The following is a 13,021-nucleotide window of genomic DNA, read 5'->3' as shown; positions in this document are numbered from 1 at the left end:
AGAGCAGCTAAACCATGGCATCGACCGAACGTCTTTTGTTGAGCGGCAACGAGGCAGTCGCGCTGGCCTCCCTGCATGCCGGTGTACGCCTCGGAACCGGATACCCGGGCACCCCCTCCACCGAGATCCTGGAAGCCTTCTCCCTGATCGGCGGACCCGCCCAGTGGTCCCCCAACGAGAAGGTGGCCCTGGAAGTGGCCCTGGGCGTCTCCTTTGCCGGCGGCCGCACCCTGGTCACGATGAAGCACGTGGGTGTGAACGTGGCCGCCGACCCCCTGTTCACCGCCGCCTACATCGACCTGACCGGCGGCCTGGTGCTGATCTCCGCCGATGATCCGGGCATGGCCTCCAGCCAGAATGAGCAGGACAACCGCCACTACGCCCGTGCCGCCATCGTGCCCATGCTGGAGCCCTCCGATTCCCAGGAGGCCTATGACTTCACCCTGGCCGCCTTCGAACTCTCCGAGCGCTGGCGCGTCCCGGTGATCCTGCGCATGACCACACGCATCTGTCACGCCAAGACCGAAGTGATTCCGGGTGAACCCCGGCCGTCCACCATGGCGCCTCATTTCGAGCGGGACATCCCCGGCCGCGTGATGATTCCCGCCTATGCCCGTCCGGCGCACCACAAGGTCCGCGCCAAAATGGAAGAAATCGCCCGCTGGAACGAAGAGAGCGGTCTGAACCGCATCTATCCCGGCGACAAGTCCCTGGGCATCATCACCTCGGGCATCTCGGTGATGCACGCCCGCGAGGCCGCGCCCGATGCCACCGTGCTGGCCCTGGGACTGACCTGGCCGCTGCCCATGCAGATGATCACCGACTTCGTCAACAGCGTGGACCGCTGCATCGTCATTGAGGAAGGGGATCATTTGCTGTACGAAGCCCTCACGGTGGCCGGACTGAAGGTGGAAGGCAAGCCGGAGATGTACCGCTTCAGTGAACTGAACGTGACCCGGGTGCGTCGCATCATCGCCGGCGATGTGAGCCCCGAGGCGCCCCGTCCCCGCGGCAAACCCCCGGAACTGTGCCAGGGCTGCTCCCACCGGGAGGTGTTCGAGGCCCTGAGCCGCCTGGACTGCATCGTCGCCGGCGACATCGGCTGCTACACCCTGGGCGTGCTGCCTCCCTTTGAGGCCATGGACACCTGCGTGTGCATGGGCGCCGCCATCGGCGTGGGCCTGGGCCTGCGGCATGTGCTGCCCGAGGCCGAGGCCCGGCGGGTGGTCAGCGTCATCGGTGACTCCACCTTCGTGCACTCCGGCCTGACCGGCATCGCCGAAATGGTGTACAACCCGCCGCCCACCGGCCATGTGGTCCTGATCGTGGACAACAGCACCACCGCCATGACCGGACGCCAGGAACATCCGGGGACCGGCCGCAGCCTGAACCACGAACCGACCAACAAAATGGACTTCGTGGCCGTGTGCAAGGCCATGGGCGTGAAGAACGTCGAGGTGGTGGATCCGCAGAAGGATGAAGCGAAGTTCGAGGAGATCCTCAAGGACATGATGGCCCGGGACGAGTTGTCCGTGCTGATCGCCGAGCGGCCCTGCATCCTGGCGGCACCGCTGATCCGCAAGCTGGAAAAGGCCGAGGCGGAAAAGCATTGTGCTGCCGGTTGTGCGGCCGCACCGGTGGAATGACCCATCCAACGAATCTTTAGGGGATCATCAATGGCAGTTACCAACGTAGTGCTGGCCGGCCTGGGCGGACAGGGCGTGGTCAAGGCATCCGACCTGCTCTCCACCACCGCCTTCTCCAGCGGGTTGCAGGTCAAGAAGAGCGAAGTCCACGGTATGAGCCAGCGTGGCGGCTCCGTCACCACCGACGTGCGCTTCGGCAAACAGGTCCTCAGCCCCATGGTGCCCATGGGCGAGGCGGATTTCCTGATGGTGTTCGAATCCACTCAGGTGGATCTCAACCTGGGCTGGCTGCGTCCCGGCGGCGTCCTGATCACTCCGGACCTGATCCCGGAGGGCGAGCTGAAGAATCGCAAGAGCCTGAACGTGGCCCTGCTGGGTGCCGCCTCCATGGTGATGGACTTCTCCGAACAGGAATGGGTGGCGGCCATCCATCAATGCTTCCCGCCCAAGCTCCATGCCGTCAATGAACACGCCTTTGCCCTGGGGCGCAAACTGGGGGCGGGACTGTCCCGCCCGGAAGTGATCGAGGGGGTTTGAATGCTGAGCGAACGCTGGAACGACGTGGAGGGTGGATTCCACCCTGCCAGTGCACCCGACTATCTGCCCGTGGAACGCCTGCGGGAAGTGCAGCTACGGCGCCTGCGCGCCGTGGTGACCCGCGCCTACGACAACGTGGACCTGTTCCGCTCCCGCATGCGGGAGCGGGGGCTGACCCCGGCGGACATCCGGACCCTGGACGACATCGCCCAGCTGCCGTTCACCGTCAAGGTGGATCTGCGCGACACCTACCCCTTTGGCCTGTTTGCCAGCCCCATGAGCGAGATCGTGCGCCTGCACGCCTCCTCCGGGACCACCGGCAAGCCCATTGTGGTGGCCTACACCCGTGAAGACCTGAATGTCTGGGCCGAGGTGATGACCCGCACCTTCGCCGCCTGCGGCTTGCACCGGGGCGACATCGTGCAGAACGCCTTCGGCTACGGCCTGTTCACCGGCGGTCTGGGCGCCCACTACGGGGCCGAGGCCCTGGGGGCAACGGTGATCCCCGTTTCCGGCGGCAACACCGAGCGCCAGCTGATGGTGATGAAGGACTTCAACGTCAGCGCCGTCTGCGCCACCCCCAGCTACTTCATCCATGTGATCGAACGGGCCAACGACATGGGGCTGGACCTGCGGGAACTGCCCCTGCACACCGGCATCTTCGGCGCCGAACCCTGGAGCGAGGAAATGCGCCGGCGTATCCAGGAAGGGGCCGGCATCCGGGCCTACGACATCTACGGCCTGTCGGAGATCATCGGCCCCGGGGTGGGCAGCGAGTGCGAGCACCAGGACGGCCTGCACATTTTCGAGGATCACTTCTACCCGGAGATCATCGATCCGGAGACCGGCGCGGTGCTGCCCGACGGCGAGGAAGGGGAACTGGTGCTCACCACCCTGAGCAAGCAGGCCATGCCCATCATCCGCTACCGCACCCGCGACATCACCCGCATCATCACCGAGACCTGCGGCTGCGGCCGTAGCCTGCGCCGTATCCGTCGCGTGGGACGCCGCTCGGACGATATGTTCATCATCCGCGGTGTGAACGTGTTCCCGTCCCAGGTGGAAGCGGCGCTGCTGGCGGTGGAAGGCACCCTGCCCCACTACCAGATCATCCTCACCCGCGACCATGGCCTGGACCAGATGGCGGTGGAAGTGGAAGTGACGCCCGAGGTCTTCAGCGACAAGGTCCGCGCCCTGGAGGATGTCCGCGCCGAACTGGCCAAGGCCATCGAGCAGATCATCGGCATCCGCGTGGCCCTGCGCCTGGTGGAACCCCGCACCATCGCCCGCAGCGAAGGCAAGGCCAAGCGGGTGATCGACAAGCGTGCCATCTAGTCGGCCCGCATCAAGGAGTATCGCTTCATGAAGCTGCAACAGCTTTCCGTGTTTCTGGAGAATCGTCCCGGGCACCTGGCCGAGCCCCTGGCCCTGCTGTCCCGGGAAGGCATCAATATCCTGAGTCTGTCCCTGGCGGACACCTCGGACTTCGGCATCCTGCGCATGATCGTGCGCGACTGGGAGCGGGCCGCGCAGGTACTCAAGGCGGATGACTGGGTGGTCAAGCTCACCGAGGTGGTGGCGGTGGACGTGGAGGACCGTCCCGGCGGCCTGGCCGAGGTGTTGCAAGCGGCCGGCAAGGCGGAACTCAAGATTGAGTACATGTACGCCTTCTCCCTGCGGCGCAACCACCGGGCCGCCCTGATCTTCCGCTTCGAGGAACCGGACCGGGCCATCGACGCCCTCTCGGCCGCCGGTTGCCATGTGATCGAAGCCGAAGCACTCTTCGCCGCGGTGGAATAAACAGGACGCTCACGGCCATGCCGCTGCCCTTCAAGGAACACCCCCTGCGCCATGCGGTCACCACCGAGCTGCATGCCCGTACCTTTGAGCCCATCAAGGCACCGGCCAGGGTCTCGCACCTGGCCTTCATCTGCGGGGAACGGGGCAGCGGCCGCAATACCGGGCACCTGATCAAGCTGCTGGAGTTCTTCGGTGCCCCGGTGCCGGAGTCCGTGGGTCAGTACCACGTGGCGGATCTGGGCGGCATCCGCCTGCACTGGGAGCGGCATACCGAGTTCGTCACCTATACCTTCACCGAGCCCGGACCTTACACGCACCCCTTTGACAACCCGGTCATCGAGCGGCTGCCGCCCCAGTGGCTGGCGGCCTCTCCGGGGGAGCTGGTCAGCGCCGTTTCCGTGGCGCTGGAGTCGAAGGACATGCCCGAACGCAGCCCGGCGGAACTGGCCGAGCTGTTCGGTCACAACATCATCATCGGCTCGGAAGTGGTGGGGGGACTGGGACGGGCTTGGTCGGATCTGCGCATCCACACCGACGGTTATGCCCGCATCCTGCTGCGCAACGAAGGCCTCACCGATGCCCAGGCCGGCCGCATGGTCAAGCGGGTACTGGAACTCAACGCCTACCGCTCCATGACCCTGCTGGCCCTGCCCGTGGCACGCAAGGTCAGCCGCACCCTGGACATGGCGGACCGACGTCTGGCGGAACTGGCCGCCGTCATGACGGAGCAACCCTCCCAGACCCCGGGCCAGCCGGTGGAAAGCCGACTGCTGGCGGAACTGACCGGCCTGGCAGCGGAAATCGAGTCGGCGGCGGCCCAGACCACCTTCCGCTTCGAGGCCTCCAAGGCCTATTACCGGGTGGTCAAGCAGCGTTTGGAACAATTGCGTCAGCGGCGTATCGTCGGCCTGCAGACCTTCACCGAATTCCTGGATGCCCGGCTGGCGCCGGCGGTGGCCACCTGCGAATCCGTGGGCAGCCGGCAACGGGACCTGGCGGAGCGGGCGGCCCGTCTCACCGCCCTGCTGCGGGCTCGGGTGGAGGTGAGCCTGCAGGCCCAGAACCGCAACCTGCTCGAATCCATGGACCGCCGCGCCAAGCTGCAGCTACGGTTGCAGGAGACGGTGGAAGGCCTGTCGGTCATCGCCATCGGTTATTACGGCGTGGGCCTGGTGGGGTATCTGCTCAAGGGCCTGGAGTCCCAGGGTCTGCCCGTCAACGCCACCCTGGGCATGGGGATTGCCATGCCCATCGTGGTACTCAGTGCCTGGTTCTTCCTCAAACGGGTGAAGAAGCGCCTGATGCAGGGACACGGCGAATAGATCAGGTGAGGTATTTCTCCCGCAGGGCCACCTTGTTGGTCTTGCCCACGGAAGTCTTGTCCACCTGATCCACGAAGCGCACCTTGAGCAGGATGGACTCCTTGGGCAGCATGCCCTTGTCCACGAACTCACGGACATGGTGGGTCAGTTCGCGCTCACCCGGCTCGGTGCCGGCACGGGGCACCACCAGGGCCAGGGGGATCTCGCCCCAACGCGCCGCCGGCTGTCCGATGACCGCCACCTCGGAGACATCCGGGTGCTGCATGAGCACATCTTCCAGCTCCAGGGAACTGAGCCATTCCCCGCCCACCTTGATCACGTCCTTGGTGCGATCCGTGATGCGGATGCTGCCGGTATGGTCGCGGCAAGCCACGTCGTGGGTATGCAGCCAGCCACCGGCCCAAAGACGCTCGGATTGTTTTTCGTCCTTCAGGTACCCACGGGTCAGCCAGGGCGCACGGACCTGCACCTCGCCCGGGGCATGATCATCGGCCGTCACTTCCCTGCCCTCGGCATCCACCACGCGCAAGGCCACCAGCGGCAGCGGACGGCCGGTGCGGACCCGGCGATCGATCTGTTCGTCCATCGGCAATGCCAGTTCGTCATCGCTCAGTTGGGACAGGGTGAGGATGGGACAGGTCTCGGACATGCCGTAACCGGTATAGATGTCCACGCCACGGCCCATGGCCTGACGGCACAGGGCCTTGGACAGGCTGGAACCGCCGATCAGCACCTTCCAGCGCGAGAGGTCACAGTCCGCATTCTTCGCATCGTTGAGCAGCATGTGCAGAATGGTGGGCACGCAATGGCTGAAGGTGACCCCTTCCGTCTCGATGAGCCGGGCCAGCTGGTGAGGGATGTACTTGCCCGGATAGACCTGCTTCACCCCCAGCAGGGTGGCCATGTAGGGGATGCCCCAGGCATGGACATGGAACATGGGTGTGATGGGCATGTAGACGTCTTCCCGGTGAAAACGCCCCTGGGTGCCGTTGGAGGCCAGAGTCAGCAGGCTGGTCAGCGTATGCAGCACCAGCTGGCGATGGCTGAAATACACCCCCTTGGGCAGACCCGTGGTACCGGTGGTGTAGAAGCAGGTGGCCCGGGTGTTCTCGTCCAGGTCAGGGAAGGTCTCCAGGGGCTGTGCCGCCTGCAGCAGCTGCTCGTACTCACCCACGAAATTCAGTCCCGCCGGATCGACCCGATCGTCGCTTTCGTCGGAGGTTTCATCCGTCAGCCGGATGAACTTCCGCACCGATTCGATCCGGCCGCGGATCGGGGCCAGCAAGGGGATGAACTCGTCGTGGACCAGGATCAGATCATCCTCGGCGTGGCTGATGGTATAGACCAGCTGTTCGCTGGACAGTCGCACGTTGATGGTGTGCAACACGGCCCCGATCATGGGCACGGCAAAGTAGCACTCCAGGTAACGATGGCTGTCGTAGTCCATCACCGCCACAGTATCCCCCGGCTCGACGCCCTGGGCTTTGAGCATGGCCGCCAGCCGGGCGACCCGCTGCCGAAACTCCGCATAACTGAAACGATGCTCGCCCTTGTAGACGATCTCTTGCGCCGGATCGTAATGGACGGGAGAAAACAGCAGGTGCTTGATCAGCAGCGCAGGCAGGGAACCCATGGGCATGGCATGAAATCTCCTTGTGGGCAACGTTGCCTGAGACTATACAGGATGCATCCGCACCGATTGTCGGACATTCTCTGCCGGTAATGGGGCTCAATGACAAAACTCAAAACCTGATCGCCCGATACGGCGCACAATAAGCCGTCGTACAGTCCACATTAGCCTTCCCGACAGGATGTTTCCAAGGATCGGCCCGATGTGTCACCACGGGACGAGTACTGTCGATCCGGAAAAATGCCTTGCCGCGCGACTCTGCCGGCAACAGGCCATCAACTTCTTGCCAACGCGGCCGATATCTACTCCATGCAGGGGCTGTTCAGGGCAGTGCCGCAATGATCAATGGGTATCCTGGGGAACCAACATGCAGCGTATCAATGACTTGCCGATCTGGGTCCGCCTGGTGGGGGCCATGTGGCTCATCCTGGTGCTGGCCTGGGGCGGCATGACCTTCTGGACGGTCCAGGAACAGCGGCAAACGGCCGTTCGTCAGGCAGAGTCTTTTTCCGAGACCCTGCATGAGATCACCATGGCCGGCCTGACCACGATGATGATCACCGGCACCATCAATCGGCGTGCCGAATTCCTCGACCAGATCATCGAACTCCAGAACGTCCACGATCTCAGGGTGCTGCGCGGTGATAACGTCTCCCGCCAGTACGGTCCCGGCGGCGAGCATGAAAGACCCCGGGATGCCATCGAGCGCAACGTGCTGGAAACCGGAGAGCCCTACATTGCCCTTTCCGAAGATCGCTCCACCCTGCGGGCGGTCATGCCGGTACTCAATTCACGCCAGTATCTGGGCAAGAACTGCACCTTGTGTCACGCGGTGGCGCCGGAGGGCGCGGTGCTGGGCGGGGTGAGCCTGCAGATCAGCCTTGAGGATGTCAATACCGCCTCGCGTCGGTTCGGCTTCAACTTCCTTGCCGTGGCCACCCTGATCAGTTTGCCGGTGCTGCTGTTCCTGTTCCTGTTCACCCGCCGCTTCGTCACCAACCCCCTGCATGAAATGACCCGCGGGCTGCAGGGCATCGCCCAGGGCGACGGCGACCTGTCCCATCGTCTGCCCATCCACGGCAAGGACGAGATCGGCCAGGCCGCACAGGCCTTCAACGCCATGATGGACAATTTCCGCGACCTGATCAGCCGGGTCCTGCAGTCCACCAGTCAACTGGCCAGGGCCGCCAGTGATCTGGCCTCGGTCACCGAGCGCACCAACGACGGCGTCTCCCGCCAGCGCAGCGAGATCGATCAGCTGGCCACCGCCATGAACGAGATGAACAGTACCGCCCATGAGGTGGCGCGCAACGCCCAGCAAAGCTCGGATTCCACCCGGCAGGCGGAAGAGGCGGCCCAGGAAGGCAAGCATGTTGTCTCCGGCACCATGAAGCGCATCGAGCAGTTGGCCAAGGAAGTGCAGAAGGCGGCCGATGTCATCCGTGAACTGGACAACGGCAGCGAGGAGATCGGCAAGGTGCTGGACGTGATCCGGGGCATTGCCGAACAGACCAACCTGCTGGCGCTCAATGCCGCCATCGAGGCGGCCCGTGCCGGCGAGGCCGGTCGCGGCTTCGCCGTGGTGGCCGACGAGGTCCGCTCCCTGGCCAACCGCACCCAGAGTTCGACCCAGGAGATTCAGGCCATGATCGAACGGCTGCAGCAGGCCAGTCGTCGCGCGGTGACGGCCATGGACGAAAGCCGGCAGTCGGCCCAGGCCAGCCGCGACAGCGCCGCCCAGGCGGATGCCTCGCTGGATGCCATTACCCTGGCGGTCACCACCATCAGCGACGTGAACGCCCAGGTGGCCAGTGCCGCCGAGGAGCAAAGCGCCGTGGCCGAGGAGATGAACCGCAATGTGACCAGCATTTCCGATGCGGCCGAACTCAACGCCCAGGGCGCGGAGGAAACCACCCTCGCCTCCGAACAGCTGGCCCGACTGGCGGACGAACTGCAGGATCTGGTGGGCCGGTTCAAGGTGTGAAAACGGCGCGGGGCGGGCCATGGGCCCGCCCCGCGTGACCATCAGCCCCACTCCACCGAATGGGGGCCGTGATGAATTACTCGGCGTCCACCTCGGACATCTCCAGGATGGAGGCGACGATGTCGTTCATCGTCACCAGCCCCACCAGGGTGTTGTCCTTGAGCACGACGATGCGGCGAATCCCCTGATTGACCATCAGCTTGGCCACGTGCTTGACCTCAAGCCCCTCCGGCACACTGATCACCGGCTTGGAGCAGACGTCGTAGACATTGATCAGGTCGATGTCCCCTTCCTCCGCCACGATGGTGCGCAGGATGGTGGTATAAGTGATGATGCCGTAGGCATCATGCTCGTAGCGCTTGTCCACCACCAGGGACTTGACCTGGTGCCGGCGCATCTCGCGCATGGCCTCGCGAATGGTGGCGAGGGGGGAAATCATCGCCACGTCCTTCACCATGATATCTTTGACCAACATGGGTTACCTCGGGCTTACAGCTCGTCCTTGAGACGGTCTTCAAACTGTTCGATCTGGCGCATGTCGATACCGGCAATATGCTCCAGGGGCACGGTGAACACCACGCCGTGGCTATGAGACTTCAGATCCAGTTCATCCCGCAGCGCCTTCATCACCGCCAGGGACAATTTCTTCTCCAGGACCATCAACAGAATCGACTGGCTGCCCTCATAGGTCAAGCCGAAGAAGGTTTTCTTCTCCTTGGCGCCGATCCCCCGGGCATCGATGATGGTCACCCCGCCGGCCCCCGCCTGCTTGGCGACGTCGATGGCCTTTTCTTCCAGGTTGTCGGCCACAATGGCCACCAGAACGGCAAACTTCATGATTCAGCTTCCCTCCACCCAGTGGTGAGTTCAACCGCGGTAGCATAGATCATCACGCCGATGATCGGGAAGACGATGATTTTAAGACGCGTTCCCGGCGCCACCGGAAAGCCGCCCGGGTCGGCATGCTGCAATCCGGTCAGTCCGTGATGGGCTTGACCGGCATTTGAGGTATGCTTGCCCCCTGACCGGAGCATTCAGAATCAAAAGGCGATCATGTCCCTTAAACTGCCCCACGAAATCATTCGCGAATCCGTCAAACTGGCCCTGATCGAGGATATCGGAGGCGGCGACCTCACCGCCGGCCTGATCCCGGAACAGACCCGGTGCCGGGCTCATGTGGTCTGCAAGGACCAGGCAATCGTCTGCGGACAGGCCTGGTTTGACGAGACCTTCAGACAACTGGACCCGACGGTGGAAATCACCTGGCATTGCCGGGAAGGCGAGGCGGTGGAGCCCGACACCCGGCTGTGCACGCTGAGCGGACCGGCCCGGCCCATTCTCACCGGGGAGCGCACGGCGCTGAATTTCCTGCAGACCCTCTCGGCCACGGCCACCCGGACCCGGCGCTATGTGGATGCCGTGGCCGGCACTCCCGCCAATATCCTGGACACCCGCAAGACCCTGCCCGGCCTGCGTCTGGCACAGAAATACGCGGTCAGCTGCGGCGGCGGCATGAACCATCGCCTGGGTCTCTACGATGCCGTGCTGATCAAGGAGAATCACATCATGGCCGCCGGCTCCATTGCCGCAGCCGTGGCACAGGCCCGCGCCCTGCCCGGCCAGGTAAAGGTGGAAGTGGAAACGGAAACCCTGGACGAGGTCCGTCAGGCGCTGGAGGCCGGCGCCGATGTGATCATGCTGGATGACTTCGACCTGGAAGGGATGCGCGCCGCGGTCGCCATGGTGGGCGATCGTTGCAAGCTGGAAGCCTCCGGCGGCGTGGACCTGTCCAGGATCCGGGAAATCGCCAAGACCGGCGTGCACTTCATCTCCGTGGGCGCCCTGACCAAGCACATCCAGGCGGTGGATTTGTCCCTGCGCCTGGAGGCCTGATCCTTTTCTTCTTTCTCTAGCCCACCCGGGTCTTGGCCAGCTGCCAGAGGGCTTCCAGGGCCTCCAGGGATTCGTCTTCCATGCGGCTGCCCTCCCGGGTCAGGGTCTCCTCCATGAAGCGGAAACGGCGCTCGAACTTGGCATTGGTGCGCCGCAAGGCCGCCTCGGGGTCCACTTTCAGGTGGCGGGCCAGGTTCGCCACAGCAAACAGGACATCCCCCAGCTCGTCCTCCAGGCGGGCATGGGGGGCTCCGGCCCCCATCTCCGCCCGCACTTCGTCCAGTTCCTCATGGATCTTGTCCAGGATGGGAGCGGCATCGGCCCAGTCGAACCCCACCCGGGCGGCACGCTTCTGGATCTTGGCGGCACGGGCCAGGGCCGGGAGTGTCAGGGCAATGCCGTCCAGAACACCGGATGCCGGTTCATTTCCGCCGCTGCCTGCGCCCTGACGGTCGGCCCGCTCCCGGGCCTTCTCCGTCTCCCAGGCCGCATGCTGGACGTCTTCCGATTCAAACCGGACACCGGCAAAAACATGGGGGTGACGGCGGATGAGCTTGTCCGCCAGGGTGCGGGCCACATCATTGAAATCGAAACGCCCCTCCTCTTCCGCCATCCGGGCATGAAACACCACCTGCAACAGCAGATCCCCCAACTCCGAGCGCAGCTCATCAAAATCGCGCCGGGCAATGGCATCGGCCACCTCATAGGCCTCTTCCAGGGTATGGGGGACGATGCTGTCGTAGGTCTGCTTCAGATCCCAGGCACAGCCCCGCTCCGGATCCCGGAGTCGGGCCATGATGCCGAGAACCTCATCCAGTGCGGGAGATGATGAGGGTTTCATGGCTAGAAACTGAAACGGATGCCGAAGTGAATGTTGTCGTCCAGTTTGTAGTTCTTCTTGTAGTCCAGATCCGTCTCGATCCGCCGGTAACCGATGAATCCGGCCGCGCCCGGCGTCACTTCCAGTTCATAGCGCAGGGAAACGTCCCACAGATCATCGGCATCGCCGAAGCTGGTGATGGGCGGGGCATAGTAGGCTTCCAGGGCAAAGTACATGGGCGTATTGGCCGGTATCGTGTACCTCACCTCGCCCCCCAACCCCAGGGCCTGGAACTTGTCGTCCGGTTCATCGATAAACCCGAAAAAGAGCTTGCCGCCGACACCGAAGGTCAGCGGCTGCTCGCCGGCGGGGACACCCCGTACGTGCATGCCGGTGGTCAGCATGTAATCACTGTCTTCATTAAAGAACAGGCCGAAGAACAGGTCGGCGCCGCCGAACCCGACGGCGCTGGAGTCGGTGATGAAGTTGAACTGGGCCGTTTCCTTGCTCAAATAGATGTCAAGGGTGTGGGCCGAGGCCATGGGGGCCATCCCCATCAAACAGGCCGCTGCCAGCAGTTTTGCGCGCATAGAGGTGTTCCAATGAGTGTTTAAAAAGTCAGGACGCAATTGTAACGCTTCACGCTGATATCGGCCCTTGTTGCTATCAGCCCTTGGGCTGTTCATCCCGGGTCTTGTTCAGCCCCGGCGGGGACATCAGGGTCTGGGTCTTGTGATCATAACGCCCCTTGAGCTCATCCTTGATGGTACCCGACCACATGGGGACACCCACGAAATATCCGGCACGTCCGATCAGATGGGCCGCCACCGGACCGGTCAGCACCAGGAACACGATGATGGCCGCGGCCTTGGCGGCCACCGCCACGTCACCGAAAAATTCCAGCCCCACGGCGATCATCAGCAACCCTCCCCCCAGGGCACCGGCCTTGGTGGTGGCATGGAGCCGGATGGGCAGATCGGGCATGCGCAGCAGGCCCAGGGCCGCCACGAACATGAAGCCGACCCCGGTAAGCAGGAACAGGCTGATCAGGATTTCCACCAACAGATCAATCATCATCCCGGCTACCTCCCTTGGCAATCAGACGGGCAAATCCCACCGCGGCCAGAAACGCCGTCAGGGCCAGCACCATGGCCACGTCCAGGAAGGCCGTCACGCCGCTGGAGAGGGTGTAGACGGCGATGAAGCCCACCGTCAGCGTTGCCAGCATCTCCAGGGCCACCACCCGATCCGGCAGGCTGGGCCCCAGGATCAGACGAAAGAAGATCAACACCAGGGACACCCCCAGCACCAGATAGGCAATGAATATGGAGAACTCAAGCATGGCTGCCCCCGCTGCAAATTCTTGAATGCCGATCCTGTCCCGCACAC

General features: G+C 63.8%; 15 protein-coding genes. 7 read left to right on the top strand and 8 right to left on the bottom strand.

The genetic code is table 11. The annotated features are described in order from the left end of the window. Positions 1 to 14 precede the first annotated feature (14 nt). The 5 genes from LQD11_RS00830 to LQD11_RS00810 are packed head-to-tail and all read left to right on the top strand — an operon-like array spanning position 15 to position 5,305. Positions 15 to 1,646: a thiamine pyrophosphate-dependent enzyme gene (locus LQD11_RS00830; RefSeq protein WP_238615822.1), complete on the top strand. Its 1,632-nt coding sequence runs from the start codon at positions 15 to 17 to the stop codon at positions 1,644 to 1,646. 30 nt (positions 1,647 to 1,676) lie between these two features. Continuing rightward, positions 1,677 to 2,183 carry an indolepyruvate oxidoreductase subunit beta gene (locus tag LQD11_RS00825; protein WP_238615821.1) on the top strand — a complete coding sequence of 169 codons (507 nt, stop codon included), beginning with the start codon at positions 1,677 to 1,679 and terminating at the stop codon, positions 2,181 to 2,183. Then, positions 2,184 to 3,518, top strand: coding sequence for a phenylacetate--CoA ligase family protein (locus LQD11_RS00820; protein WP_008932551.1), 1,335 nt, complete (start codon positions 2,184 to 2,186; stop codon positions 3,516 to 3,518). A 27-nt stretch (positions 3,519 to 3,545) separates the two neighbouring features. Then, on the top strand, positions 3,546 to 3,983 hold the full coding sequence (locus tag LQD11_RS00815) for an ACT domain-containing protein (RefSeq protein WP_090209239.1): 438 nt from the start codon (positions 3,546 to 3,548) through the stop codon (positions 3,981 to 3,983). A gap of 17 nt (positions 3,984 to 4,000) precedes the next feature. Continuing rightward, positions 4,001 to 5,305, top strand: a complete 1,305-nt coding sequence (locus tag LQD11_RS00810) for a DUF3422 family protein (RefSeq protein ID WP_238615820.1) — start codon at positions 4,001 to 4,003, stop codon at positions 5,303 to 5,305. A gap of 1 nt (position 5,306) precedes the next feature. Here LQD11_RS00810 and LQD11_RS00805 read toward each other — a convergent pair whose 3' ends face one another. Beyond that, the gene (locus LQD11_RS00805; protein ID WP_238615819.1) at positions 5,307 to 6,944 is read right to left on the bottom strand and encodes a fatty acid--CoA ligase; all 1,638 of its coding nucleotides are present in this window, start codon (positions 6,942 to 6,944) and stop codon (positions 5,307 to 5,309) included. A 358-nt stretch (positions 6,945 to 7,302) separates the two neighbouring features. Here LQD11_RS00805 and LQD11_RS00800 point away from each other — a divergent pair, with 358 nt between their 5' ends. Next, positions 7,303 to 8,919, top strand: coding sequence for a methyl-accepting chemotaxis protein (locus LQD11_RS00800; RefSeq protein WP_238615818.1), 1,617 nt, complete (start codon positions 7,303 to 7,305; stop codon positions 8,917 to 8,919). Between the two features lie 76 nt (positions 8,920 to 8,995). Here LQD11_RS00800 and LQD11_RS00795 read toward each other — a convergent pair whose 3' ends face one another. From LQD11_RS00795 to LQD11_RS00785, 3 genes are read right to left on the bottom strand one after another with little or no spacing between them, the layout of a single operon-like run. Continuing rightward, entirely contained in the window at positions 8,996 to 9,394 is a 399-nt protein-coding gene (locus tag LQD11_RS00795) for a CBS domain-containing protein (protein WP_238615817.1), read from the bottom strand. Positions 9,395 to 9,408: 14 nt separating this feature from the next. Further along, on the bottom strand, positions 9,409 to 9,756 hold the full coding sequence (locus LQD11_RS00790) for a P-II family nitrogen regulator (RefSeq protein WP_238615816.1): 348 nt from the start codon (positions 9,754 to 9,756) through the stop codon (positions 9,409 to 9,411). Beyond that, entirely contained in the window at positions 9,753 to 9,890 is a 138-nt protein-coding gene (locus LQD11_RS00785) for a hypothetical protein (protein ID WP_238615815.1), read from the bottom strand. The genes LQD11_RS00790 and LQD11_RS00785 overlap by 4 nt, the downstream gene beginning before the upstream one ends. Positions 9,891 to 9,972: 82 nt before the next feature. On the opposite strand from LQD11_RS00785, the gene nadC reads away from it, so the two are divergent. Next, positions 9,973 to 10,812: a carboxylating nicotinate-nucleotide diphosphorylase gene (gene nadC / locus LQD11_RS00780; protein WP_238615814.1), complete on the top strand. Its 840-nt coding sequence runs from the start codon at positions 9,973 to 9,975 to the stop codon at positions 10,810 to 10,812. A gap of 16 nt (positions 10,813 to 10,828) precedes the next feature. On the opposite strand, the gene mazG is transcribed toward nadC, so the two are convergent. The 4 genes from mazG to LQD11_RS00760 form a co-directional block, all read right to left on the bottom strand. Further along, entirely contained in the window at positions 10,829 to 11,653 is an 825-nt protein-coding gene (gene mazG, locus LQD11_RS00775; protein ID WP_238615813.1) for a nucleoside triphosphate pyrophosphohydrolase, read from the bottom strand. Between the two features lie 2 nt (positions 11,654 to 11,655). Then, positions 11,656 to 12,222 carry a YfaZ family outer membrane protein gene (locus LQD11_RS00770; protein ID WP_238615812.1) on the bottom strand — a complete coding sequence of 189 codons (567 nt, stop codon included), beginning with the start codon at positions 12,220 to 12,222 and terminating at the stop codon, positions 11,656 to 11,658. Between the two features lie 76 nt (positions 12,223 to 12,298). Then, the gene (gene mnhG, locus LQD11_RS00765; RefSeq protein ID WP_412852786.1) at positions 12,299 to 12,694 is read right to left on the bottom strand and encodes a monovalent cation/H(+) antiporter subunit G; all 396 of its coding nucleotides are present in this window, start codon (positions 12,692 to 12,694) and stop codon (positions 12,299 to 12,301) included. A gap of 4 nt (positions 12,695 to 12,698) precedes the next feature. After that, a complete protein-coding gene (locus LQD11_RS00760; RefSeq protein WP_238615810.1) occupies positions 12,699 to 12,974 on the bottom strand; it encodes a cation:proton antiporter in 276 nt (91 codons plus the stop codon). Positions 12,975 to 13,021: the final 47 nt, after the last annotated feature.

The sequence above is a fragment of the Ectothiorhodospira shaposhnikovii genome (genome assembly GCF_022227765.1).
Lineage (GTDB): Bacteria > Pseudomonadota > Gammaproteobacteria > Ectothiorhodospirales > Ectothiorhodospiraceae > Ectothiorhodospira.
Note: the sequence above shows the minus strand (reverse complement) of the source record. Positions and strands in the feature narration are given on the sequence as shown.